Origin of the sequence: Microbacterium sp. UBA1097 (assembly GCF_002313585.1) — a bacterium.
Classification (GTDB): Bacteria; Actinomycetota; Actinomycetes; order Actinomycetales; family Microbacteriaceae; genus Microbacterium.
The window spans coordinates 123,011-146,233 of the sequence record NZ_DCBW01000038.1; the positions used below are offsets into that span (position 1 = coordinate 123,011).

The window sequence follows — 23,223 nt, forward strand, 5'->3', positions numbered from 1 at the left end:
TCTGACCGGTCTACTCGCTGAGCGCCGCCACCGGCGCGACGCGGGTTGCCAGGCGCGTGGGGGTGACTGACGCAACGACGGTGAGGATCGCCGTCGCCGCCACGATCACCAGCAGCGGAACCATCGGGACCGCGGGGTAGACGATGCCGGCCTGGATGATCCCGTCCGGGTTCGTGGGAACGCTACCGAGCAGCGACTGCGCTCCGACCCAGCCGTAAGCGATGCCGAGCAGAATACCCAGGACTGTCGCGGTCACCGTCACGTGCAGAGCCTCCAACAGCACCATCACCCGGATCTGCCGGATCGAGACGCCGAGGGCACGGAGAAGCCCGAGTTCCCGGGTGCGCTGGATGACGCCGAGGGTCAGCAGGTTCACCAGCCCGACGCCCGCGATCACCGCCGAGATCGCAACCAGTCCCATCATGATTGCCGCGAACGTGTCCATGATGCTCGCGAGCTCGGGTTCGAGACTGCCTCCCGCGTTGGCCGTGAGCACTGCCTTCACCGACTCGATAGCCACGGCGAACATCGTGACGAGCGTCACGCCGATGACGATGCCGATCGATGTCCGGGCGGAGCGCTCCGGGTTCCGGTAGGCATTCTGCACCGCGAGCCGCGCAGGAGCGGAGCGCCCGAAAGCACGGCCGACCAGGCGCAGCGCCGGAGGCATGACCAGCGGAGCTGCCATCGTGATGCCGGTGAACGAGAGGACTCCACCGACGAAGGCGACGACCACGCCGAGCGGTGAGACAAGTCCCAGCAGGATGCCCGCGGCAAGCGCAACCGCGCCGAGGGCGAACAGGATGCCGGCAACCGCGTGCTTGCCTCGACGGGCGCCTACCTCATCGGTGGCGAGGGGAACCGAGCCCGACACTGCCTGCAGCGGGGTGACCGCGAGAACTCGCCGGGAACCGATCCACGCCGCGAGCCACGTGGTGAGTGCGACGATCACGGCGGGCAGCAGCATCGACGGCGTGACGGGCGCGACGTGCACGCCATCAAGCCCGAGGCGGACTATCGCGATCTGCGCTCCGGCGGCAGAGACGACGATGCCCAGCACCGTGCCGATCGTCGCGCCGAGCACGCCGACGATCAGGCCCTGGGAGGCCACGCGTGCTCGCTGCGACCGCGCCGACGCGCCGATCAGACGCAGCAGGGCGATCTGGCGCGATCGTCCGGCGACGACAGTCGCGAACGTGTTGGCCGTGACGATGCCGGCGACATAGACCGCGAGCGCGACGAGCAGGAGCGTGAGGAATCCGAGGATGAAGGCGAGGGTGCCGCTGTCGCCGATGTACGGGTCCGCCCGCAGCATCGCCGCCAGAAAGTCGGTCGTGGCGATGAGCACGACCCCGAACACGGTCGAGATTGCAGCGACCAGGATGCTCGCCCCCATCCCGCGTTCACGCAGCCACGCGACGTTAGCCCGGGCGCGCGGCACGCGCAGCGACGGCTTATCGACGGATGCCACGACCGCGCTCATGCGCCGACCTCCGCCCGACGAGTCTGCGCGCCGGCGTCGGCTGCCAGCATGTGAGCCGAAATCTGCTCGGCGGTCTGCGCGGGCTTGTCGGCGACGAGGCGCCCGTCGCCGAGGAACAGGACCCGGTCAGCGTGGCTGGCGGCGACGGGGTCATGGGTGACCATGGCGATCGATTGCCCCCGGGTGCGGCTCGCTTCAGCCAGCAGAGCGAGCACCTCACGCCCCGAGCGCGAGTCGAGGTTTCCCGTCGGCTCGTCGGCGAAGAGCAGGTCGGGCGCGGTCGCCAGGGCGCGGGCTATCGCAACACGCTGCTGCTGGCCACCCGAGAGCTCGTGCGGCCGGTGATTCAAGCGCGAGCGAAGCCCGAGGGTGTCGATCAGCCCGTCGATGCGCGAGCGTTCCAACACACTCGGCGTGCGGCCGTCCAGGTCGAAGGGCAACAGGATGTTGCCGAGCGCATCGAGGGTCGGCACGAGGTTGAAGGACTGGAACACGAAACCGACACGACGACGACGGAGGATCGTGAGTTCGAGGTCACCGAGATCGGTGATGTCAGTGTCGCCGATCCACACCCGCCCGGCAGTCGGGGCGTCGAGCCCAGCCATGATGTGCATGAGGGTCGACTTGCCCGAGCCGGAGGGACCCATGATCGCGGTGAACTCCCCGCGACGGATGCCGACAGTGACGTCATCGAGCGCCCTGACCGTTCCGCTGCCGGAGCCATAGGTCTTGCCGAGGTTCTCTACGCGGGCCGCCAAGCCCATCTGCGTCGTGGTGATTTTCATACCTCCGACGCTAGGAATCAGGCCCGTACCCCCGCGTCAGCCCGAAGTCGCGCCGTCATCCATCGGAAGGATGATTCCTCGGCATCCGTCTCGTGCGAGGCTGCGGCCAGCGGCCCCATGATCGGTGTCAGACCAGGCCGTGCTCGTAGGCGAAAACGACGAGTTGGACGCGATCACGCAGCTCGAGCTTGCCGAGGATGCGACTGACGTGCGTCTTCACCGTTGCCTCGGAAAGGTACTCTCGCGCCGCGATCTCGGCGTTTGACAGGCCCCGCGCGGCGAGACCGAAGATCTCGCGTTCTCTCTCGGTCAGCTCGCCGAACGCTCGCGGCGCCGGCCGGGTCTGTTCGTCCCGGAAGTGCGCGAACAGCTGCGCCGTGGCCGTTGCCGCGATCACCGCCGAACCGGAGTACACGCTGCGGATTGCGGCGAGCACGAACTCCGGCTCGGCATCCTTGAGCAGGAATCCGCTCGCGCCGCCGCGGATCGCGCGTGCGGCTGCCTCATCGAGGTCGAACGTCGTCAGCATCACGATCCGCGGCGCGCCAGGGTCCTGTAGCAAATGCGCCGTCGCCTCGATCCCGTCCATGACGGGCATCCGGATGTCCATGAGCACGACATCCGGACGCGTGTCTCGCGCCATCGACAGGGCCGCCTGGCCGTCTCCCGCCTCGCCGACGACAGCCATGTCGGGCTGGGAGTCGATCACCATGCGGATGCCGGCGCGAAAGAGAGCCTGGTCATCCACGAGCGCGACACGGATGACGGCCGGACCGGGGTTGCTCTGGTCGTTCATCGTGCCGCGGACCCGTGAGGTTGCGGTTCCGCGGCGAAGGGGAAGGTCGCCCGCACGACCCACAGCTCCCCGACCATCCCTGCCTCCACTGCCCCACCGACCAGCCGCGCCCGCTCGCGCATGCCGACGATACCGTGGCTCACTCCGGCGGGGTCAGTCAGGGGCGCGGCATCCGCCGCGGGCGGGTCGACGGGCTCCGCGACAGGATTCGATGCCCACAGGTGCAGACGGTCCGGGAGCCAGCGCATCGTCACCTCGACATCTCCGTTGCCGTGGCGGATGGCGTTCGTGAGCGCCTCCTGCAGCACGCGGTAGATGGCCAACTGCACGGCAGCCGGCACGTTCGCGGGAGGCATCGGTTCCACGTCTACGCGCACCGCGAGGCCAGCAGCTCGCACCTGGGAGTACAGACTCTCCAGATCGTTCAGCATCGGCTGCGGCGCCATCCCTTCGCTGTGGCGCAACTGCGCCAGCAGCAGCCGAACATCAGCGAGCGCGCTGCGCGCCGTCGTCGAGATCGTCGCGAGCGCGTCCTTCCCCGCCTGCGGATCGGCGTCGGCTGCGTAGCGAGCCCCATCGGCCTGGGCGATGATGACGGCCAGCGAATGACCGACGACATCGTGCATGTCGCGCGCGATCCGACCTCGCTCCTGCTCCTCGATGCGTTCCCGTTCGGCACGCTCGCGCTCACGCTGGGTGCGTCGAGCGCGCAGGGACGTTCGAACCAGAGCACCCACGGTCCAGGCCAGGAGCAACGCGAACCCCGCAGCGATGAGAACAGCGGCTGCCAGCGGAAGGACGCTCCACGACGCGGCACTGAGCAGCTGCGAACCGAAGAGATAGCCGGTGATGACGGTGGCCCCGACGATCGCCGACGAGAATCCGAGCCAGTACACCAGCGTGCTCCCGTAGGCAGCCGTCGCGTAGAGCACGGCGAAGATCGCGAGGTCGACGGGCGACGGTGGACGCAGCATCAGCATCTGCATCGTCGCGCCGACCCACGCCGTAGCGAGCGCGAGGGGCGGTGAGAGCCGCCGCAGCGCGAGCGCCGCCGCGAAGAGAAGGCACATGACCACGGTCGGCAGTGCCGACTCGGCTGCCCAGCCGCCGATCGTCAGCTCAAAGGGGAGACAGAGCAGCCCGAACACTCCCGCAACCGACACATCGGTTGCCACCTGGTACGGCAGGAGTTCACGAAAGTGTGCGGAGCGTCTCACCTCACCCACGCTACGGAACGCGCGCCCAGAGCGCGTCAGTCTGAAGATGTATGTGCGCCGGGCCGACCGCCTACGGTGCAGGCGTCCGCTCGGTCTCGGTCTCGGACTCGGTCTGCGACGGCGTCTCGGGCGCGGTCCGGTATTGCTCGGTGATGAGCCGGTACGACCGCGTCGCGAATGCGAGCAGGGCGATGACGACCATGGCGAGACCTGCGAAGACGAACACGAGCGCGATGCCGCGCGCCTCCCCGTCCCCAAGAAGCCATCCCCACGTCTGCTGGCCGCTCGGCGTTTCCATGTAGGGGATGACCCAGAACTCCGCGATCGGCGCGATCAGGAACGCGGTGATGGGGGCGGCTGCCGATTCGAAAGCCGCGGCGAACCCGAACACACGCCCCTGCGATCCGTACGGCACGACCTTCTGGATGACGGTCTGCTCGGCTGCCTCGACCGCGGGCACGAGGGCCATGTAGAGCCAGATCCCGACGGCGTAGAGCAGCCACCAGTCGCGGATCGTGAACAGCGCGCCCAGTAGCCCCATGCCCGCGACCACGAGCAACATCGTGCGAATCGGGTTGCGTCCGAGGCCGAACCTGGCGATCAGGACGCCGCCGACGATGAACCCCGTCGCGGCGACCCCGAACACGGTGCCCCAGGCTTCGACACTGAACAGGGTCAGCCCGTACGGGTCCATCAGGGCGATGTAGACCCCACCGATGAGGTTGTTGAACGTCGAGAAGATGATGAGTGCGAAGAGCCCGGGCGCCAGTCTCACAGCGGTGATCGCGCCGCGCAGGTCGACACCGCGTCCGACGGATGCCGCCGGCTGCTCCTCGGGAATCCGGAGCAGGAGCAGGTGAACACCCGCGATCGCGGTTGCGACGATGGCGATGAGCAGCGTCCACCCCATGCCGAGCGGGCCGACCGACAGGCCGCTGAACACGCTGGTGATGATGAAGGCGATCCCCTGCACTGTGCCGACCAGACCGTTGGCATTCGCGTGCCGCTCTTCGGGGACGAGGAGTGTCACGAGGTACACCCAGAAGGTCAGCGCGAACCAGAGGTAGCTCGTCGTGATGTTCGCGGCCGCAGTGTTCACGAGAACGTGGAGGAACACGCGCTCGTTCGGGGTACGGATCAACCGCGTGCGCGGCGCAACTGTGGGATCCGCCGGAGCGGGAGTCGTCATGCGGGGAAGCGCACTGCGCGGCTCGGACGTCGGGAACAGCCGGATGCCGCAACTGCGGCGGTGGCGCTCAGCCCGTCACGCGCACCGCACGCGCGAGCGAGGCAGCCACGGCATCGACGTCACCGCTCACGAGACCGACAGTGACGCGGATGAGGGGGCGAGCGGTGCGGTCTGAGAGGAAAAAGGGCGACCCCGCCGCCACACCGATGCCGGCCGCAGCGAGATGAAGGAGCGCCGCGCGCTCGTCCGAGACGTCCCAGGAGACGTTGAGGCCGTCACCGGCAACGGCTGAGACTCCTTGGCGGCGCAGTGCGCCGGCCAGCTCCCGCTGACGAGTCCGGTAGCTCTCGCGGGCGCGAACCACAGCCTCGATCGATACGGGGTCTGACAAGAGATCGAAGAGTACGGCCTGGATGGTACGTGAGGTCCATCCCGGCCCCAGCAGCCTGCGCGCCACGACGCGGTCGACGATGCGCGATGGGCCTCCGAGCGCGGCGATGCGCAGATCGGGACCGTGGGATTTCGAGAAGCTGCGTACGTGCACGACCTGCTCTGGCAGCCACCGGGCGAGCGTCACCTCGGGCGCTGCGGCTACGAGCCCGGAATGGTCGTCCTCGATGATGACGACCCGCGCTCCGTTTCGCGAGGCGCGTACCAATCGCGCAAGCTCAGCCGCGCGCTCGGGGCTCGTCGACACACCCGTGGGGTTGTGTGCGCGCGGCTGCAGAAGCACCGCGGTCGGCCTCGTCGCGAGCGCACGCGCGAAGCTACTCGGCGCGATCCCCTCGGCGTCGAGTTCTACGGGGATCGGCTGCGCCCCCAGGTGCTCGATGAGGTCGAAGAAGTACGGGAAGCCGGGGTTTTCGACCACCACGCGGTCTCCGAAGCGCACGACCTGTTCGAGCGCACGACCGACGCCGTCCAGGGCACCGTCGACGACAGTGATCGCCTCCGCATCGCTCGGCCACACCCGGCGGAGCAACGTCTCCAGTTCGGGTAGCACGGGCGACTCGTGGTATCGACCGGTGTGAGCGCGCGGCGACACCCGCGAGAAGGCACGCGCGAGGTCGGGGAGCAGGTCGGCATCCGGAGTCCCTCCCGAGAGGTCGAGCCGCGGCGATCCCGGATGCTGGGCAAGGCCCTGCACGCGCGGCGACATCCACTCCTGCCGTTCCTCGCGCACGAACGATCCTGCCCGCCCACGCGAGACGATCAGCCCGGCCTGCGAGAGCGCCTTCCACGCAGCGCTCACTGTCGCAGGGCTCACACCGAGCCGTCCCGCGACCTCGCGCACGGTCGGCAGTCGCTCACCGGCGGCCAGATCTCCGGCCGTGATCAGGCGGGCAAGCTCTGCCGCGATAGCGCGCGGCGTGGGATCGGTGAAGTGCGCACGATCGATCACCGTGGTCATCGCCCACCCAATCTCGATCACACCAACATTTACGGTCGCGACACGGGACGAAACCGAAGGGAAATGTTCACGCCGAACAATAACAGACACGCCACGGCGCTTCGTGGCCCCTTCGACCGGACGGAGAGTGCACGAGATGACGACGGTGAGAGCGGCCATCACGCAGACGACGTGGACCGGCGACAAGGCATCCATGCTCGACAGGCACGAGCAATTCGCGAGGGATGCCGCCGCCGACGGCGCGCAGGTGGTGTGCTTCCAGGAGCTCTTCTACGGGCCCTACTTCGGCATCACACAGGACAAGAAGTACTACCGCTATGCCGAGCCGGTCGACGGCCCGATCGTGGAGCGCTTCGCCGCGGTAGCGAAGGAGCTCGGCACTGTGATGGTGCTGCCGATCTACGAGGAAGCGCAGACCGGGGTCTACTACAACACGGCGGTTCTCGTGGATGCCGACGGCACCGTGCTGGGGGCGTATCGCAAGAACCACATCCCCCACGTCGAGAAGTTCTGGGAGAAGTTCTACTTCCGTCCGGGCAACCTCGGCTACCCCGTCTTCGACTCGGCGGTCGGAAAGGTCGGCATGTACATCTGCTACGACCGCCATTTCCCGGAGGGATGGCGCGAGCTCGGCCTGAACGGCGCGCACATGGTCTTCAACCCCAATGCGACCAAGCCGGGCCTGTCCAACCGCCTGTGGGAGGTCGAGGGGCCGTGCGCGGCTGTTGCCAACGGCTACTTCGTCCTCCAGCCCAATCGCGTCGGCCGCGAGGACAACGAGTACGGCGACGAGGCTGTCAGCTTCTACGGCACGAGCCAGGTGATCGACCCGCGCGGCAATTTCGTCGGGGCGCTGGGCTCGAGCGAGCACGAGGAGGTCCTCATTCGCGACCTGAACCTCGACATGGTGCAGGAGATGCGCGACGACTGGCAGTTCTACCGCGACCGTCGCCCCGACAGCTACGAAGGGATCTCCGCACCGTGAGCACGACACTGATCACCGGCGGCACCGTCGTCTCCGCCACCGGGCGGGCTCCGGCCGATGTCCTCGTCGACGGCGAGAAGATCGTCGCCGTCCTCGCGCCCGGCTCGGAACTGCTCGGCACGAACCTGGCGGCATCCGTCGACACTGTCGTCGATGCGAGCGCCAAGTACGTCATCCCCGGCGGCATCGACGCCCACACGCACATGCAGCTGCCTTTCGGGGGCACGTTCGCGAGCGACACGTTCGAAACCGGCACGCGCGCGGCAGCGTGGGGCGGTACGACGACCATCGTCGACTTCGCCGTGCAGACGTACGGCACGAAAGTGCCCGACGGCCTTGCGAAGTGGCACGAGTTGGCAGCGGGAAACTGCGCGATCGACTACGGGTTCCACCAGATCGTCGGCGGCATCGACGACGAATCGCTCGCGTTCTTGCCGACCCTCGTTGACGAAGGCATCACGAGCTACAAGCTGTTCATGGCCTACCCCGGCGTCTTCTACTCGGACGATGCCCAGATCCTGAAAGCGATGCAGGTCGCCGCCGACACGGGGCTGCTCACGATGATGCACGCCGAGAACGGCCCCGTCATCGACGTGCTCGCCCAGCAACTCGTCGATGCCGGCAAGACCTCACCCTTCTTCCACGGCAAGGCCCGCGTTTGGCAGGCCGAAGAAGAGGCCACCCACCGCGCGATCATGCTCTCGAACATCACCGGGGCGCCGTTGTACGTCGTGCACGTCTCGGCGAAACAGGCTGTCGCGCAGCTCGCGGCCGCTCGCGACAACGGATTCAACGTATTCGGCGAGACCTGCCCGCAGTATCTCTACCTGTCGCTGGAAGAGCAGTTGGGCGCCTCGAGCGAGCAGTGGGGCCAGTTCGAGGGCGCCAAGTGGGTGTGCTCGACGCCGCTGCGCTCGCGCGCCGAGGGCCACCAGGACCACATGTGGCAGGCCCTGCGCACCAACGATCTGCAGATGGTCTCCACCGACCACTGCCCGTTCTGCATGAAGGATCAGAAGACCCTGGGCCTGGAGGACTTCCGTAAGATCCCCAACGGCATCGGCTCAGTCGAGCACCGGATGGATCTCATGTACCAGGGCGTCGTCACCGGCGAGATCACCCTGGAGCGGTGGGTCGAACTCACGAGCACCACCCCGGCGCGCATGTTCGGCATGTACGGCAAGAAGGGTGTCATCCAGCCCGGGGCGGATGCCGACATCGTCGTCTACGATCCGAACGGTCACACCTCCATCGGCCTCCCGGTCGACGACCTGGGTCATAGCACCGGCAAGTCCCACCACATGAACATGGACCACTCCGCCTGGGAGGGGTTCGAGATCGACGGGCACGTCGACACCGTGATCTCCAAGGGCAAGGTGATCGTCGACGCAGGCCAGTACCTCGGACGCAAGGGCGACGGCAGCTTCGTCAAGCGCGGCCTGAGCCAGTACCTGGTGTGAGGCGATGACGATGGACTTCGGTGTCGTCCTGCAGACGAATCCTCCCGCGTCGCGCGTGATCCAGCTGTCGAAGCTGGCCGAAGCGCACGGTTTCAGCCACGTCTGGACCTTCGACTCCCACCTGCTGTGGGAGGAACCGTACGTGATCTACTCAGCGATCCTCGCCGAGACCCGCAAGGTCGTCGTCGGCCCGTTCGTGACGAACCCCGCGACACGGGACTGGACCGTCACGGCATCCGTGTTCGCGACCTTGAACGAGATGTACGGAAACCGCACGATCTGCGGCATCGGGCGCGGCGACTCGGCGGTGCGGGTCACCAACGGCAAGCCGTCGACGCTGGCCGAACTGCGGGAGTCCATCCACGTGATCCGGGAGCTCGCGAACTCTCGAGCCGTCGAGTACAAGGGATCGACGCTGCAGTTCCCGTGGAGCCAGGGGTCCGAGCTGGACGTCTGGGTCGCAGCGTACGGGCCGCTCGCGCTGAAGCTCACGGGCGAAGTGGCCGACGGATTCATCCTGCAGCTGGCGGACCTCGACATCACGGCCTGGATGATCAAAACGGTCAAGGATGCCGCAGCGGCAGCCGGCCGCGACCCCGAGTCGATCGACTTCTGCGTCGCGGCCCCCATGTACATCGGCGAGGACTGGGAGCACATGCGCGACCAGTGCCGGTGGTTCGGGGGGATGGTCGGCAATCACGTCGCCGACATCGTCGCGAAGTACGGCACCGACGGCAGCGTGCCGCGTGCTCTCACCGACTACATCGCGGGACGCACCGGGTACGACTACAACTCCCACGGCAAGAGCGACAACGACCACGTGGACTTCGTTCCCGACGAGATCGTCGACCGATTCTGCGTCCTCGGCACCGCCGAAGAGCACATCGCCAAGCTCGGGGCGCTACGGGAGCTCGGCGTCACGCAGTTCGCGGGGTACCTGCAGCACGACAACAAGGAGGAGACCCTCCGCGTCTACGGCGAGACCGTGATCCCGGCCCTGCGCGAGAAGGTCACGGCCAAGTCGTGAGGCGTGACGGCGAGTGAAGCGGCTGCAGACATGAGCCGGAGGGCGACGGGACTGGGCTGGGGCATCCTCGGCGTGCTCGCGATCGTGCTGCTCTGGGAGGCCTACAAGTTCCTGGGGCCCGCGGAGGGTGTCGTGATCGGCGCCGTCGAGGGTCAGACGGGCTCGGGGGTCATGATCCTGCCCCGCACCCACGACCGTGCGATGCCGCACGTGTGGGACATGCTCGCGCGACTGTTCGAGCCGACCAGCGGGGGGGAAACCCCGCCGCTGATCGCGACAGTCGCGATCGCGGCCGTCACGACGCTGGGAATCGCCGCCGTCGGGTGGGTGCTCGGCGTCATCGTCGGCGGCGCACTGGCACTCGTGATGCAGCGCTGGCAGCTGCTGGAGTGGGGGCTGCTGCCCTGGATCGTCGTAAGCCAGACGGTCCCGCTCATCGCCTTCGCCCCGGTCATCAACGCGATCGGCAACCAGATCGACCGCGGCGGGACGAGCTGGCCGCAATGGCTGTCGGTCGCCGTCATCGCGTCGTATCTCGCGTTCTTCCCCGTCGCTGTCGGCGCTCTGCGCGGACTCGAAGCCCCCGACCGGATCCACGTCGACCTCATGCGCACCTACGCCGTCGGGTACTGGTCGACGCTGCGCCACCTGCGGCTGCCCGCCGCCGTGCCCCACCTGCTGCCCGCGCTGCGCCTGGCGGCAGCGAACGCCGTGCTCGGTGTCGTCGTCGCAGAGGTCTCGATCGGGATGCGCGGCGGAATCGGGCGGATGCTGATCCAACTCGCCGGCCAGGGATCCAGCGATCCGGCCGCCCCGTGGGGACCCATCGTCGGCTCGATCGTGCTGGGTCTGATCGCCGCCGGGTCCGTCGCGCTGATCGGGGTCGGACTCCACCGCTACCGACGAGGAGAGGCCACCGCATGACCCCTCAGACACCGACCGCGCCGACCGCGACCGCCGCCGTGCACGCACGCGACGTGGGCAAGTTCTTCCCGACGAAGGCGGGCGATGTCACGGCGCTGACGGGCGTCGATCTCGAAGTCGCGGCCGGCGAGTTCGTCTCGCTGATCGGGCCCTCGGGATGCGGAAAGTCGACGCTGCTGCGCCTGATCGCCGATCTCGATTCGGCCACGAGCGGGGATCTGCAGATCTTCGGCAAACCCGCGGCGCGCGCCCGGGTCGACCAGGACTACGGCATCGCGTTCCAGCAGGCGGGACTGCTGCCGTGGCGCACTGTGGCCGCGAACATCGCCCTGCCGCTCGAGCTTCACGGCACCGCCAAGCCGGAACGCGCCGCGCGGGTCGCGGAGCTCGCCGAACTCGTGGGGTTGTCGGATTTCACCGAACGCTATCCCGACCAGTTGTCGGGCGGGATGCAACAGCGTGTCGCAATCGCGCGCGCCCTCGCGACCCGTCCGCGCCTGCTGCTGATGGACGAGCCGTTCGGGGCGCTCGATGAGATGACCCGCGAGTACCTGCAGTCCGAGCTGACCCGCATCGCCGCCGAGACCGGCGCCGCGGTGGTGTTCGTGACGCACTCGATCCCCGAGGCGGTGTTCCTGTCTGACCGTGTCGTCGTGATGAGCCCGCGACCGGGCCGCATCACCGAAGTCGTCACGGTGGGACTCGGCGACGCGCGTGACGACGACCTGCGCGAGTCCCCCGCCTATTTCGAGCGGGTCACGGCTGTACGCGAAGCGTTGCACGGCTCGAAGATCGAGAGGGCGAACGAACGATGAGCCTGCGCGAACCCACCGCTCCCGCGCTGCCGTCGTGGGTGCGCACCGCCGCTCCCGTCGGGGTCGGCATCCTCGGGCTCGTGGCCTGGGTGCTGTACGTGGACGTCGCAGCCGCCGCGCCCCGGATGCTGCCGAGTCCGATCGCGATCGCGCAGGAGTTCGTGCTGCGGTGGAACATCATCGCCGAGGGGATGGCCGTCACCGCGACCAACGCCTTCGTGGGGCTCATCGCGGGATCGCTCATCGCCATCGCGCTGGCCGCGCTCGCCGCGGCGATCCGGCCGATCGACGGGATGCTGGCCCCCCTCGTCGCGGCGCTCGCGGTGATTCCGATCGTCGCGATCACGCCGGTGTTGAACACGATGTTCGGGGCGTCCAGCCAGTTCGGGAGGCAGGCGGTTGCAGGTCTTGCCGCGTTCATCCCGGTGTTCGTCAACGTGTTGCGGGGCCTGCGGCAGAGCCGGCCCGTGCACCGCGACCTGTTCCGCGCGTCGGCTGCCACGTCGGCGCAGACTTTCCGACTGCTGACCCTGCCGACGGCCCTGCCCTACCTCATGACGGGTCTGCGGATCGCAAGTTCGCTGGCGGTCATCGCGGCCCTCGTCGCGGAGTACTTCGGCGGGCCCGCTGACGGCATCGGCACCGCGATCGCGACGTACGCCAAGTCGGGGCGGGCCGCGCTCGCCTGGGCCTTCGTCCTCGGCGGAATCATCATCGGCCTCTTCTTCTTCCTGGTCACCTCGCTGCTCGAGCGGCTGGCGACCCGAAGGATGCCGGTCTAACCGGCATCGAGCACCACCCGTACCACCGAGAGAGCACCCCACAGATGAAGGGAACACCGTGAGACACAGCACCAGACGCGGCCTCGTGGCCGCATCCACCCTCACCGTCGCCGCACTCGCACTGGCGGCGTGCGCGGGATCATCCGAACCCGCAACGACCGAAGACAGCGGCGAGTTCGAGCCGCTCACGTCCGTGAGTTTGCAGCTGCAATGGCTGCCGCAAGCACAGTTCGCGGGCTACTACGTCGCCCTCGACCAGGGCTACTTCGCCGAAGAGGGCTTCGACGATGTCGAGATCGTCCCCTCGGGCGGTGACATCGTGCCGCAGGACGCGCTGATCGCCGGCGACGTGGACTTCGCGATCGCCTGGGTCCCGAAGGTGCTCGGCAGCCTCGAGGCGACCGGTGCGGAACTCACCGACATCGCGCAGGTCTACCAGGAATCGGGGACGACCCAGGTGTCGTGGGCCGACTCGGGGATCGAGAGCGTCGCCGACTTCGAGGGCAAGCGGATCGGCTCGTGGGGCTTCGGCAACGAGTGGGAGATCTTCGCGGCGATGGCCGCCGAGGACCTCGACTCCAGGACGGTGTCGATCACGACGCAGGACTTCAGCATGAACGCGCTGCTGGACGGAGACGTCGACGCCGCCCAGGCGATGACCTACAACGAACTCGCGCAGGTGCTCGAGACCGTCAACCCCGAGACCGGTGAGCTCTACACTCTCGAGGACCTCAACGTCATTTCGTACGAAGAGACCGAGGGCGCGATGTTGCAGGACGCGATCTGGGCCGACACCGAGCGCCTGGCCTCCGACCCGGCATACGCCGATGCGGCAGTGCGGTTCCTGAAGGCCATCGCCAAGGGCTGGATCTACGCCCGCGACAATCCCGTCGAGGCAGCCGCCATCACCTACGACTACGCGATCAACGCCGAAGCTGCCTTCCCGGTGGGACCCGTGCACCAGGAGTGGATGATGAACGAGGTCAACAAGCTCATCTGGAACGGTTCGGAGTTCGGCGTGATGGACCCGGCGGCCTGGGACAAGACTGTCGCCGGGGCCCTGTCGGCTGTCAACCAGGACGGACTGAACCTCATCACGGCCGAGCCGCCGGCGTCGGCGTACTCGAACGAGTACATCGAGCAGGCGCTCGCGGAACTCGTCGAGGAGGGCTACGACGTCTCGGCGACGTACACCCCGATCGAGGTCACCCTCACCGAGGGCGGCCAGTAACTCCCGCGCCGGGTCGGTCGGCATCGCCGGCCGACCCGGCATCACCCCCCCCACGAAGCAGGGCTCATGACCACCGACAGCGAAGCATTTGATCTCGATCGTGCGCACGTGTTCCACTCGTGGTCGGCGCAGGCGGCGCTGTCACCGCTCGTGTTCGCGGGCGGCTCCGGCACCGAGCTCTGGGACGAGTCGGGTAAGCGATACCTCGACTTCTCGAGCCAGCTCGTGAATGTGAACATCGGACACCAGCATCCGGCGGTCACGTCGGCGATCGCGGCACAGGCCGATGTGCTGACGACCATCGCGCCGACCGCTGCGAACCTGGCGCGCGGTCGTGCCGCGCAGCGCATCGTGGCGCACGCACCGGATGGCTTCGAGAAGGTCTTCTTCACCAACGGTGGGGCCGACGCGAACGAGAACGCGATCCGAATGGCACGCCTGGTCACGGGACGCGACAAAGTGCTCTCGACGTACCGCTCGTATCACGGCAATACCGGGGCGGCGATCGTGTCGACCGGCGACTGGCGACGGATGCCGAACGAGTTCGCTCGCGGCCACGTGCACTTCTTCGGCCCATACCTGTACCGCAGCGAGTTCTGGGCCGACAGCGTCGAGCAGGAGTGCGAACGCGCCCTCCACCATCTCCGGCGCGTGATCGAAGCCGAGGGTCCGTCGACGATCGCGGCGATCCTGCTCGAGTCGATCCCCGGAACCGCCGGGGTCCTCCTGCCCCCGCCCGGTTATCTCGCGGGGGTGCGGGAACTGGCCGACGAGTTCGACATCCTGCTGATCCTCGACGAGGTGATGGCCGGGTTCGGGCGAACGGGTCGCTGGTTCGCCTTCGAGGGCCACGAAGTCGTGCCCGATCTGATCACCTTCGCGAAGGGCGTCAACTCTGGCTACGTCCCGATCGGCGGCGTACTGATCAGCGCCCCCATCGCTCACGCGTTCGACGATCGCGTGTTTCCCGGTGGCCTCACCTACAGCGGCCACCCGTTGGCGGCCGCGTCGATCGTCGCCACGATCGACGCCATGGAATCGGAGGGCATCGTCGAGAACGCGCGGCGCATCGGCTCGGACGTGCTCGCCCCCGCGCTCACCGACCTCGCCGAACGCCATCCCGTGGTCGGGGAAGTGCGCGGCGAGGGTGTGTTCTGGGCCCTCGAGCTCGTCGCTGACCGCGACACCCGCGACCCGCTGCGCGCGGGCGAGATCGCGCGGGCGAAGTCCGAGATGCTCGCCCGCGGCCTGCTCCCATTCACCGTCGACAACCGCATCCATGTCGTGCCGCCGTGCACCGTCAGCGCTGACGAGGTCGCGCGCGCCGTCGAGATCTACGACGACGTGCTCGCCCTGTTGGATGCCGCTCTCTGACCCCCTCCGGCGCGGCCGAGACCGCCCGCCTCACGAAAGGCACTCCGATGTCCGATCTTCCCGTCCTCGATCACTGGGTCGGCGGCGCCGCCTGGCCCGGCACCTCGACCCGTACGGCGCCGGTGTACGACCCGGCGCGCGGCGAAGCGCAGCGCGAGGTGCGCCTGGCCGGAGCCGACGACGTCGCCGCCGCCGTCGCGTCCGCGACCGCCGCGGCACCCGCCTGGCGTGACGCGAGCCTCGCCAAGCGGCAGGGCGTCATGTTCGCCTTTCGCGAGATCCTGAACGCCCGCAAGGAGGAGCTGGCCCGCATCCTCACGTCGGAGCACGGCAAGGTGCTCGCCGACGCTCACGGCGAGATCGCCCGGGGCCTGGAGGTCGTCGAGTTCGCCTGCGCCGCACCGCACCTGCTCAAGGGTGAGTACTCCGAGAGCGTGTCGACGGGCGTCGATGTGTACACTCTGCGCCAACCCCTCGGGGTGGTCGGTGTGATCAGTCCCTTCAACTTCCCCGCCATGGTTCCCTTGTGGTTCGTGCCGATCGCCCTGGCCGCCGGCAACGCGGTCGTCCTCAAGCCCAGCGAGAAGGACCCCTCGGCGGCGAACTGGATCGCAGAGCGCTACGCCGAGGCGGGGCTGCCGGCGGGAGTGCTCTCGGTCGTGCACGGCGACAAGGAGGCCGTCGACGCGATCCTCGAGCACCCCGACATCGCGTCGGTGTCGTTCGTCGGCTCGACCCCCATCGCGAAGTACATCTACGAGACCGCGAGCGCGCACGGCAAGCGCGTGCAGGCTCTGGGCGGAGCGAAGAACCACATGCTGGTGCTGCCGGATGCCGACCTCGACCTCGCGGCCGACTCGGCGGTCAATGCCGGTTTCGGTTCGGCGGGCGAGCGGTGCATGGCGGTGTCCGTCGTGCTCGCGGTCGACTCGATCGCGGACACCCTCGTCGACAAGATCGCCGAACGCATGGCGACGCTGCGCACCGGTGACGGTCTGCGCGGGTGCGACATGGGCCCGCTCATCACGGCGGCGCACCGCGACAAGGTGGCCTCGTACATCGGGGTCGCCCGCGACGACGGTGCGACGGTCGTGGTCGACGGCGCGGGTGTCGAGGTCGACGGCGAACCCGGGGGCTTCTGGCTCGGTCCCACCCTGCTCGACGCCGTGCCGACCTCGTCTGCCGCGTATCGCGACGAGATCTTCGGGCCGGTCCTGTCGGTCGTGCGCGTCGGCGCGTACGACGAGGCGATCGAGATCATCAACGCGAGCCCGTACGGCAACGGCACCGCGATCTTCACGAACGACGGCGGCGCAGCGCGACGGTTCCAACGCGAGGTGAGCGTCGGAATGGTCGGCATCAACGTGCCCATCCCGGTGCCGGTCGCGTACCACTCGTTCGGCGGATGGAAGGCGTCGCTGTTCGGCGACGCGAAGGCGTACGGACCGCAGGCCTTCTCGTTCTTCACGCGAGAGAAGGCTGTCACGTCTCGCTGGCTCGACCCCTCGCACGGCGGCGTCAACCTGGGGTTCCCGCAGAACACGTGACCCGCAGCTGCCGCGCGTCAGGTGCGGGCAGCGGGCGCGACCGGCCTGTTCTCGTAGAACGTCTGGAGCACGACGGTCGTTCGCGTGCTCACATTGGCTGCCGCGCGAACCTCTCGCAACAGCGACTCGAGGTGCCGCGGAGTGGCGACCCGCACCAGCAGGAGGTAGCTCGCCGCTCCCGCAACCGAATGGCACGCCTCGATCTCCTCGAGGTGGGCGAGCAGCTCGGGGGCCGTGTCGGGCTGAGCCGGGTCGAGCGGGGTGATCTCGACGAACGCGGCGAGGGGCTTCCCGACCGCCTCGGGATCAACGACGACCCGGTAACCCGCGATGATCCCGCGGCTCTCCAGTCGGCGCACCCGCGCTTGCACCGCCGACACCGACAGACCGACTGCCCCTGACAGGTCGGCGAGAGTCGCACGCGCATCCACCGATAGCGCGCGCAGGATGCGGGCATCGGTGTCGTCATCGAGCCGAGGGAGCAGCGTTTCCGGAACCATGCGAACGAGCCTATCGACCGCAACGGCCGAAAGCCGGAAATATTCCTGCCCAAACGCATTAGGAACGGAGAAAATCTAGACTCGCGACGACCCTACGTTCGGAGGCCTCATGTCGACCCTGTCGTCCCCCGCACCCCTCACTCCCCTCGCGCCCGCCGAGATCGCCGCCTCGGTCGAGGTGTCCGCGGCCTGGCTTGCGTTGAAGTCAGCAGCCGAGGCGCTGCACCCGCTGCAGGCTGCCGACGGCTCGATTCCGGATGCCGCGCATCACGCCGCCGCCCGCGAGCACGTCGGGGCGATCATGCGCGCCGTCGAGGAGCTGGCACCCGCATTCCCGCACGATAGCGACTACCTCAACGCCCTCACCCGGGACTTCAACCGCTGGGTCGAGAGCGGATTCGGCATCCCGGACTTCCTCGACTCGCTCGTGGAGTTCCAACCGCAGCGGCAGCGCGTGGACGGCATCCGTCACCTCGTCGTCTTCCCGATGTACACGCAGAACGGATCGCGCCAGCGCCACGTCGAAGCCGTGCTGGTCGAGGCCATCTGGCCAGAATTCGTCGCCGAGCTCGAGAGCACCGACTACGGCAATGCCCTCTTCGTCTCGCTGCGCCTGATCGATTTCACGTCGGGCTATGACACGAACTCTGCTGTGCTCTTTCCCGAGACCGTGGCGATGCGCGAGATCCCGACCTTCACGTGGGGAGGGATCTTCCAGGACCGCGAGGCTGCCCGCTACCGCCGGGTCGTCCGCGCGGCGGCCGAGATCACGAAGCTCGACCTTCCCGCCGACGCGGCTCGAATGCTGGATGACGCCGCCCTCGCCGAGCGCACGTTCGTGATGTGGGATCTCATCCACGACCGCACCCACATGCGGGGCGATCTGCCGTTCGACCCGTTCATGATCAAGCAGCGGATGCCGTACTTCCTGTACGCCCTCGAGGAACTGCGCTGCGATCTGACCGCCTTCCGCGAGAGCGTGCGGATCCACGAGCGGCTGCAGGCTCGGCTCGAGGGCGGAGAGCCGCTGAGCGGGACCGAGGAGGAAACACTCGAACACGCGCGACTGGTCCAGTACGCCGTCGTGTTCGACCGCATCTTCCGCTTCGCGATCACGGGCTCCCGGGTGCGCAATTACGACGGGCTGGGCGGGCAGTTGCTGTTCGCCTGGCTGCATCAGCGCGGCGTGCTCAACTGGACCGATACCGCCCTGTCGATCGACTGGGACGCCGTCCCTGCCGCCGTCGTTGCGCTCGCCGACAGCATCGACGAGTTGTACTGGGCCTCGATCGACCGCCCCAAGCCCGTGCACTGGTTGGCCGCCTACGACCTCATCCGCCAGACGCTGCCGCCCCACCCCGCCTCGCGGTGGAACCGGGGACTCCCCGACGACGTGCTCGCTGGCCCCCTCTCGGGCTACACGGATGCCGTGCTCGACGACGAGTTCCCGCTGTCGATGTTCTACGAAGCACTGGAGAAGAAGATGCGCCCGGTGATCGCCTCGACGGCCGGCATCCGGGCTGGCGACGCATGACGGCCTCGCGAGTGCACGCCTGCGCGAACCGTAGGCTGAGACGGTGACCAGCACCCCCGTCCACGCCCGCGGCTTCGCCTCCGACAACTATTCCGGCATCCATCCCGAGGTGCTCGCAGCGATCGCCGCCGCGAACGTCGATCACGAGCCCGCGTATGGCGCCGATTCGGTGACCGAACGGCTCCACGGTGTGTTCGCTGGTCACTTCGGCAAGCCCGTCGAGGTGTTCCCGGTCTTCAACGGCACGGGCGCGAACGTCACGGCACTGCAGTCGATGCTGCCCCGGTGGGGGGCGGTGATCGCGGCATCCACGGCACACGTCAACAGCGACGAAGGGGGCGCGCCCGAGAAGGTCGGCGGCATCAAGCTCCTGACGATCCCGACTCCCTACGGCAAGCTGACGCCCGAGCTGATCGACACCGAGGCGTGGGGGTGGGGTGATGAACACCGCGCTCAGCCGCTGGTTGTCGCCATCACGCAGTCGAGCGAACTCGGCACGCTCTATACGCCGGCCGAGATCCGGGCGATCGCGGACCACGTCCACGAGCGCGGAATGCTCCTCTACATGGACGGCGCTCGGATCTCGAATGCCGCCGCGGCCCTGGGCCTCCCCCTGCATGCCTTCACGACGGATGCGGGTGTCGATGTGGTCAGCGTCGGCGGCACCAAGAACGGGGCGCTTGCCGCTGAAGCGATCGTGGTGCTCAACGAGTCGGCATCCGTGGGGCTGCACTACCTGCGCAAGATGAACATGCAGCTGGCCTCGAAGATGCGGTTCGTCTCAGCCCAGCTCGTCGCGCTGTACGAGGGCGACCTGTTCCTGCGTAACGCACGCCATGCCAACGCGATGGCAGCGCGGCTGCGGCGTGGGCTCGAGGAAGCGATCGCCGCGGGCACCATCACCGGGGTCGGCTTCACACAGCAGACGCAGGCCAACGGCATCTTCGCCACCCTGCCGCCGGGAGCTGCCGAGCGCGTGCGCGAGAGCTTCCGGTTCTACGACTGGGATGCCTCGGTCGGCGAGGTTCGGTGGGTGTGCAGCTTCGACACCACCGAGTCCGACATCGACGCCCTGATCGAGGCGATCGCCCGCGCGACAAACGCCTGAGGCACCTCGCGCGGGCTCCCTCAACCCAGATTGAGCTCGACGGTCGCGAAGGAGTGCGCCGGGAGCCGCACCGAGAGCATGCCGTCCTCGATCCGCGTCTCCAGCGACACCGGCGCCACCCGATCGGGTGCACTCGGGTCGTTGAAGTCCGACGCGCTCTCGGCGGTGAGTACCCGGGCACGGACAACGGTGGCAGCACGACCGCGCAGGTCGATGCGGACATCGAGGTCGTCGTGTGCCGAGAGGTGCGTCAACGACACCAGGGCGGTCTCGTCCTTGACGGATGCCGAGAGCGACAACAACGGTAGGTCCTCATCCCCCACCGTCTCGCTCGGCACCTCGAGGACGTGAGCGCCCAGCTGCAACGCATCCTGGTGACCCTTGTTCATCTCGAACACGTGGTAGGTGGGTGTCAGCACGAGGCTCTCGCCGTCGGTGAGGATCATGGCCTGCAGCACGTTGACGGCCTGGGCGATGTTGGCCATCGTCAGCCGGCGCGCGTGCCGGTGGAAGATATCGAAGTGCAAGCCCGCGACCAAGGCATCGCGCACGGTGTTCTGTTGGAACAGGAACCCGGGATTCGTTCCTTCCTCGACGTTCCACCAGGTGCCCCACTCGTCGCAGACGAGGTCGATGCGCCCGCGAGGGTCGTAGGCGTCCATGAGTGCGACGTGGGAAGCGAGAATCCGCTCGATGCCTGCCGCGTACGCCATGGTCGGCCGCAGAGCACCTGCTCGACGCCGGAGCCGAGCAGTTCATCGTCGTGGATGCCGCACCGTCATACCGCTTCGGACGTGCACGCGTGGACGGCTTCGAGACCACGGTGCGTTCCCGGCATCCGACCGCCACCATTCACCGGATCCGCGCGGACTGGAGCTCCCCGGGCGCCTGGCGCGCAAGCCTTCCCGCGCTGCGCGAGGCCGCGGCATCCGGGCCGATCGGCGTCTTCGCGATCTCGGACGAGATGGCCATCGGGGTGTATCGCGCCGCCGCCGACCTCGGCATGCGGGTGGGACAGGACGTTCTCGTGGTCGGGTTCGATGACGTGCGGGGAGCGAAGTGGGTTCAGCCCGCCCTGACGACGGTTCGCCAGCCGATTCGTGAGATGGCGGCGGCCGCTATCGATGAACTCGTCGCCATCGCCCACGGCGCCGACCCACAAGCGCGCATCATCGAATTGCCGACGACCCTGGTGGTACGCGGCTCGACCGGCACCTCAGGCGCCGGCCCCGAGACGCTCAGCCGCGAAAGTCCTCGGGATCGACCTCGTCGAGAAAGCGTTTGAACTCGTCGACTGACACTTCAGCGTCATCCTCGTCGAGCATGTCGGGCATGCCGGCTTCCTCGAGAACCGCGTCTGCCACCCAGATCGCGGCCCCCGTTCGCGACGCCAACGCGATCGCATCCGATGGTCGCGCGTCGATGACAAGAACCTGGTCGCCGTGGACGATGGTGATCTCGGCATAGAACGTGCCGTCCGTGATCCGGGTCACCTCGACGCGCGTCACCTGGGCGTGCAACTGCTTCAGCATCACCGACATGAGGTCGTGAGCAAGCGGTCGCGGTGTCACCGCGTGTTCGACGGCGACGAGGATGGATGTCGCCTCCTGGGCACCGATCCAGATGGGAACGATCGACCCGGTCCCGGGAGCATCACCCAGCGGTTTGAGCAGGATGACGTGCTGTGCCATCGAGTCCATCGCCACCCCGGCGACGCGTACCTGGACCATGCCGAACCTCCCTCACGGGCTCCGGCCAGACTACGCGTGCTCGGCGGCACCGTCTCCGGTCGGCGCGATGTCGGCACCCGCGGCGGCGTCGCGGTACTCGGATGGCTCCCACTCGGATGACGGGGGCTGCGCGCTCACACCGTCCGGACGGATCATCTCCTTGACCTCGGCCATGAAGCTCGTGAGCTGGTGCTGCTGCCAGCGCAGCTGCCGGGTGCGATCCTCCGCGTCGCGGAGCACCGTGTCGGCCTGGGCCGTCACCGCGTCGATGATGCGCTGCGCCTTCTCGCGTGCGCGTTCGAGGTGCTCGGACGCCCGCATCCTCGCGTCGGCCTCGATCTGCTGCGCCTGCGATCGCATGAGCTTGTCGAAGTCGTCGGCCTTGGCGGTAATACGCTGCGAATGCTCGAGGGCTGCCGCGACCTGCGCGTTGGCGTCGGTCGTGATGCGCTCGGCGTGCGCGACCGCCTGATTGTGCAGCACCAGGAACTCCTGCTGCGCGTCATCCTGACGGCGGGTCAGCGACTCCTCGAACTCAGCAGCCCGCATCCGCAGCTCGCGCACCGCCTCTTCAGCGGCGGCCCGCGACTGCTCGGTCTCCCGCGCGACAGCGGCGCGAGTGGTAGCCGCAGCCTTCTCCGCCTCGGTACGGATCGCTGCCGCCTCCTGCTCGGCCTGGACGACAGCATCCGCCGACGCTGCGGCCTCACGCTCGAGGCGAGCAGTGTGAGCGGTCAGCTCCGTCTGCATCCGCAGCCGGACCTGCTCGGCCTCGCTGTTCGCCCGCGCGATGATCTGCGCGGCATCGGCCTCGGCCTCGGCGCGACGACTGTCGCCTTCGGCGCTTGCAGCCTGGAGCAGTTTGTCGGCCTGGTTCGTGGCGTTGTGGATGATGGTGCTCGCCTGCTCTTCGGCGACCCGCAGCACCTCTTCGAAATGGCGCCGGTTCGGCGAGGCTGCCGAACCGTCGGCGAGTTCCTCGGTGAGCGCAGCGATGCGACTCTCGGCTTCTGCCAGTTGGGCGCGGACGGCGGTGAGATCCCCCTCGAGGCGGGCAACGCGTTCTGCGGCGGCGTCGGCGCGCGCGGCGCTCTCGACGGCGCGCTGTGATTCAGTCGCAAGGTTCGCCGTGAGCCGCGAGACCGCGGCATCCACGTCGTCGCGGTCGTAGCCACGGAAGACAGTGGCAAATCCGGTGCCGCCCGTCGAGAACCTGGAATCCGGCGCAGCATTCATGAGCTCATCGAACGGAGTCGACAGCGATGCGTCGGTGTGAGCAGATGGGGCGTTGTCGGGCATCCGGTCCTCCGGGACGTGCGGGATCA

General features: G+C 68.1%; 22 protein-coding genes. 12 read left to right on the top strand and 10 right to left on the bottom strand.

Annotated elements, in window-relative coordinates:
- Positions 1 to 10: 10 nt before the first annotated feature.
- The 6 genes from B4F19_RS09385 to B4F19_RS09410 all read right to left on the bottom strand — a co-directional run bounded on the left by B4F19_RS09385 (position 11) and on the right by B4F19_RS09410 (position 6,902).
- Positions 11 to 1,483 carry an ABC transporter permease gene (locus B4F19_RS09385; RefSeq protein WP_292734406.1) on the bottom strand — a complete coding sequence of 491 codons (1,473 nt, stop codon included), beginning with the start codon at positions 1,481 to 1,483 and terminating at the stop codon, positions 11 to 13.
- On the bottom strand, positions 1,480 to 2,268 hold the full coding sequence (locus tag B4F19_RS09390) for an ABC transporter ATP-binding protein (protein WP_228177346.1): 789 nt from the start codon (positions 2,266 to 2,268) through the stop codon (positions 1,480 to 1,482). The genes B4F19_RS09385 and B4F19_RS09390 overlap by 4 nt, the downstream gene beginning before the upstream one ends.
- Before the next feature lie 127 nt (positions 2,269 to 2,395).
- Entirely contained in the window at positions 2,396 to 3,064 is a 669-nt protein-coding gene (locus tag B4F19_RS09395) for a response regulator (protein WP_292734409.1), read from the bottom strand.
- A complete protein-coding gene (locus tag B4F19_RS09400) occupies positions 3,061 to 4,281 on the bottom strand; it encodes a sensor histidine kinase (protein ID WP_292734412.1) in 1,221 nt (406 codons plus the stop codon). Before B4F19_RS09400 ends, B4F19_RS09395 begins: the two co-directional genes overlap by 4 nt.
- Before the next feature lie 70 nt (positions 4,282 to 4,351).
- Positions 4,352 to 5,470, bottom strand: coding sequence for an MFS transporter (locus B4F19_RS09405; RefSeq protein WP_292734415.1), 1,119 nt, complete (start codon positions 5,468 to 5,470; stop codon positions 4,352 to 4,354).
- Between the two features lie 67 nt (positions 5,471 to 5,537).
- Positions 5,538 to 6,902 (bottom strand): aminotransferase class I/II-fold pyridoxal phosphate-dependent enzyme, encoded by a 1,365-nt coding sequence (locus B4F19_RS09410; RefSeq protein ID WP_292734418.1) that lies wholly within the window; start codon positions 6,900 to 6,902, stop codon positions 5,538 to 5,540.
- Between the two features lie 115 nt (positions 6,903 to 7,017).
- Between B4F19_RS09410 and B4F19_RS09415 the strand changes: the two genes are divergently transcribed.
- The 9 genes from B4F19_RS09415 (at position 7,018) to B4F19_RS09455 (ending at position 17,026) form a co-directional block, all read left to right on the top strand.
- The gene (locus tag B4F19_RS09415) at positions 7,018 to 7,866 is read left to right on the top strand and encodes a nitrilase-related carbon-nitrogen hydrolase (RefSeq protein WP_292727971.1); all 849 of its coding nucleotides are present in this window, start codon (positions 7,018 to 7,020) and stop codon (positions 7,864 to 7,866) included.
- The gene (gene hydA, locus B4F19_RS09420) at positions 7,863 to 9,326 is read left to right on the top strand and encodes a dihydropyrimidinase (protein WP_228177352.1); all 1,464 of its coding nucleotides are present in this window, start codon (positions 7,863 to 7,865) and stop codon (positions 9,324 to 9,326) included. The genes B4F19_RS09415 and hydA overlap by 4 nt, the downstream gene beginning before the upstream one ends.
- A gap of 10 nt (positions 9,327 to 9,336) precedes the next feature.
- On the top strand, positions 9,337 to 10,353 hold the full coding sequence (locus B4F19_RS09425; protein ID WP_292734469.1) for a TIGR03842 family LLM class F420-dependent oxidoreductase: 1,017 nt from the start codon (positions 9,337 to 9,339) through the stop codon (positions 10,351 to 10,353).
- A 30-nt stretch (positions 10,354 to 10,383) separates the two neighbouring features.
- Positions 10,384 to 11,277 carry an ABC transporter permease gene (locus B4F19_RS09430; protein ID WP_292734421.1) on the top strand — a complete coding sequence of 298 codons (894 nt, stop codon included), beginning with the start codon at positions 10,384 to 10,386 and terminating at the stop codon, positions 11,275 to 11,277.
- The gene (locus B4F19_RS09435) at positions 11,274 to 12,092 is read left to right on the top strand and encodes an ABC transporter ATP-binding protein (RefSeq protein WP_228177354.1); all 819 of its coding nucleotides are present in this window, start codon (positions 11,274 to 11,276) and stop codon (positions 12,090 to 12,092) included. The genes B4F19_RS09430 and B4F19_RS09435 overlap by 4 nt, the downstream gene beginning before the upstream one ends.
- Positions 12,089 to 12,874 (top strand): ABC transporter permease, encoded by a 786-nt coding sequence (locus B4F19_RS09440; RefSeq protein WP_228177355.1) that lies wholly within the window; start codon positions 12,089 to 12,091, stop codon positions 12,872 to 12,874. The genes B4F19_RS09435 and B4F19_RS09440 overlap by 4 nt, the downstream gene beginning before the upstream one ends.
- Before the next feature lie 58 nt (positions 12,875 to 12,932).
- The gene (locus B4F19_RS09445) at positions 12,933 to 14,105 is read left to right on the top strand and encodes an ABC transporter substrate-binding protein (protein WP_292734426.1); all 1,173 of its coding nucleotides are present in this window, start codon (positions 12,933 to 12,935) and stop codon (positions 14,103 to 14,105) included.
- A 66-nt stretch (positions 14,106 to 14,171) separates the two neighbouring features.
- A complete protein-coding gene (locus tag B4F19_RS09450; protein ID WP_228177357.1) occupies positions 14,172 to 15,479 on the top strand; it encodes an aspartate aminotransferase family protein in 1,308 nt (435 codons plus the stop codon).
- A gap of 47 nt (positions 15,480 to 15,526) precedes the next feature.
- On the top strand, positions 15,527 to 17,026 hold the full coding sequence (locus B4F19_RS09455; RefSeq protein ID WP_292727964.1) for a CoA-acylating methylmalonate-semialdehyde dehydrogenase: 1,500 nt from the start codon (positions 15,527 to 15,529) through the stop codon (positions 17,024 to 17,026).
- A gap of 17 nt (positions 17,027 to 17,043) precedes the next feature.
- On the opposite strand, the gene B4F19_RS09460 is transcribed toward B4F19_RS09455, so the two are convergent.
- The gene (locus B4F19_RS09460) at positions 17,044 to 17,526 is read right to left on the bottom strand and encodes an Lrp/AsnC family transcriptional regulator (RefSeq protein ID WP_292727962.1); all 483 of its coding nucleotides are present in this window, start codon (positions 17,524 to 17,526) and stop codon (positions 17,044 to 17,046) included.
- A gap of 109 nt (positions 17,527 to 17,635) precedes the next feature.
- Here B4F19_RS09460 and B4F19_RS09465 point away from each other — a divergent pair, with 109 nt between their 5' ends.
- Together B4F19_RS09465 and B4F19_RS09470 are read left to right on the top strand one after the other, a co-directional pair.
- Positions 17,636 to 19,060, top strand: coding sequence for a DUF6421 family protein (locus B4F19_RS09465; protein WP_292727960.1), 1,425 nt, complete (start codon positions 17,636 to 17,638; stop codon positions 19,058 to 19,060).
- A gap of 43 nt (positions 19,061 to 19,103) precedes the next feature.
- A complete protein-coding gene (locus B4F19_RS09470; RefSeq protein ID WP_292734430.1) occupies positions 19,104 to 20,168 on the top strand; it encodes a threonine aldolase family protein in 1,065 nt (354 codons plus the stop codon).
- Positions 20,169 to 20,188: 20 nt separating this feature from the next.
- On the opposite strand, the gene B4F19_RS09475 is transcribed toward B4F19_RS09470, so the two are convergent.
- Positions 20,189 to 20,881, bottom strand: coding sequence for an alpha-L-arabinofuranosidase C-terminal domain-containing protein (locus tag B4F19_RS09475; RefSeq protein WP_347425170.1), 693 nt, complete (start codon positions 20,879 to 20,881; stop codon positions 20,189 to 20,191).
- On the opposite strand from B4F19_RS09475, the gene B4F19_RS09480 reads away from it, so the two are divergent.
- Positions 20,833 to 21,453, top strand: a complete 621-nt coding sequence (locus tag B4F19_RS09480; RefSeq protein ID WP_366768002.1) for a LacI family DNA-binding transcriptional regulator — start codon at positions 20,833 to 20,835, stop codon at positions 21,451 to 21,453. The genes B4F19_RS09475 and B4F19_RS09480 overlap by 49 nt on opposite strands.
- Here the strand turns inward: B4F19_RS09480 and B4F19_RS09485 are convergent.
- Both B4F19_RS09485 and B4F19_RS09490 read right to left on the bottom strand, forming a co-directional pair.
- Positions 21,407 to 21,898 carry a bifunctional nuclease family protein gene (locus B4F19_RS09485; protein WP_228177367.1) on the bottom strand — a complete coding sequence of 164 codons (492 nt, stop codon included), beginning with the start codon at positions 21,896 to 21,898 and terminating at the stop codon, positions 21,407 to 21,409. The genes B4F19_RS09480 and B4F19_RS09485 overlap by 47 nt on opposite strands.
- A 30-nt stretch (positions 21,899 to 21,928) precedes the next feature.
- Complete coding sequence (locus B4F19_RS09490; RefSeq protein ID WP_292734436.1) at positions 21,929 to 23,197, bottom strand: cell division initiation protein; 1,269 nt, start codon at positions 23,195 to 23,197, stop codon at positions 21,929 to 21,931.
- Positions 23,198 to 23,223: the final 26 nt, after the last annotated feature.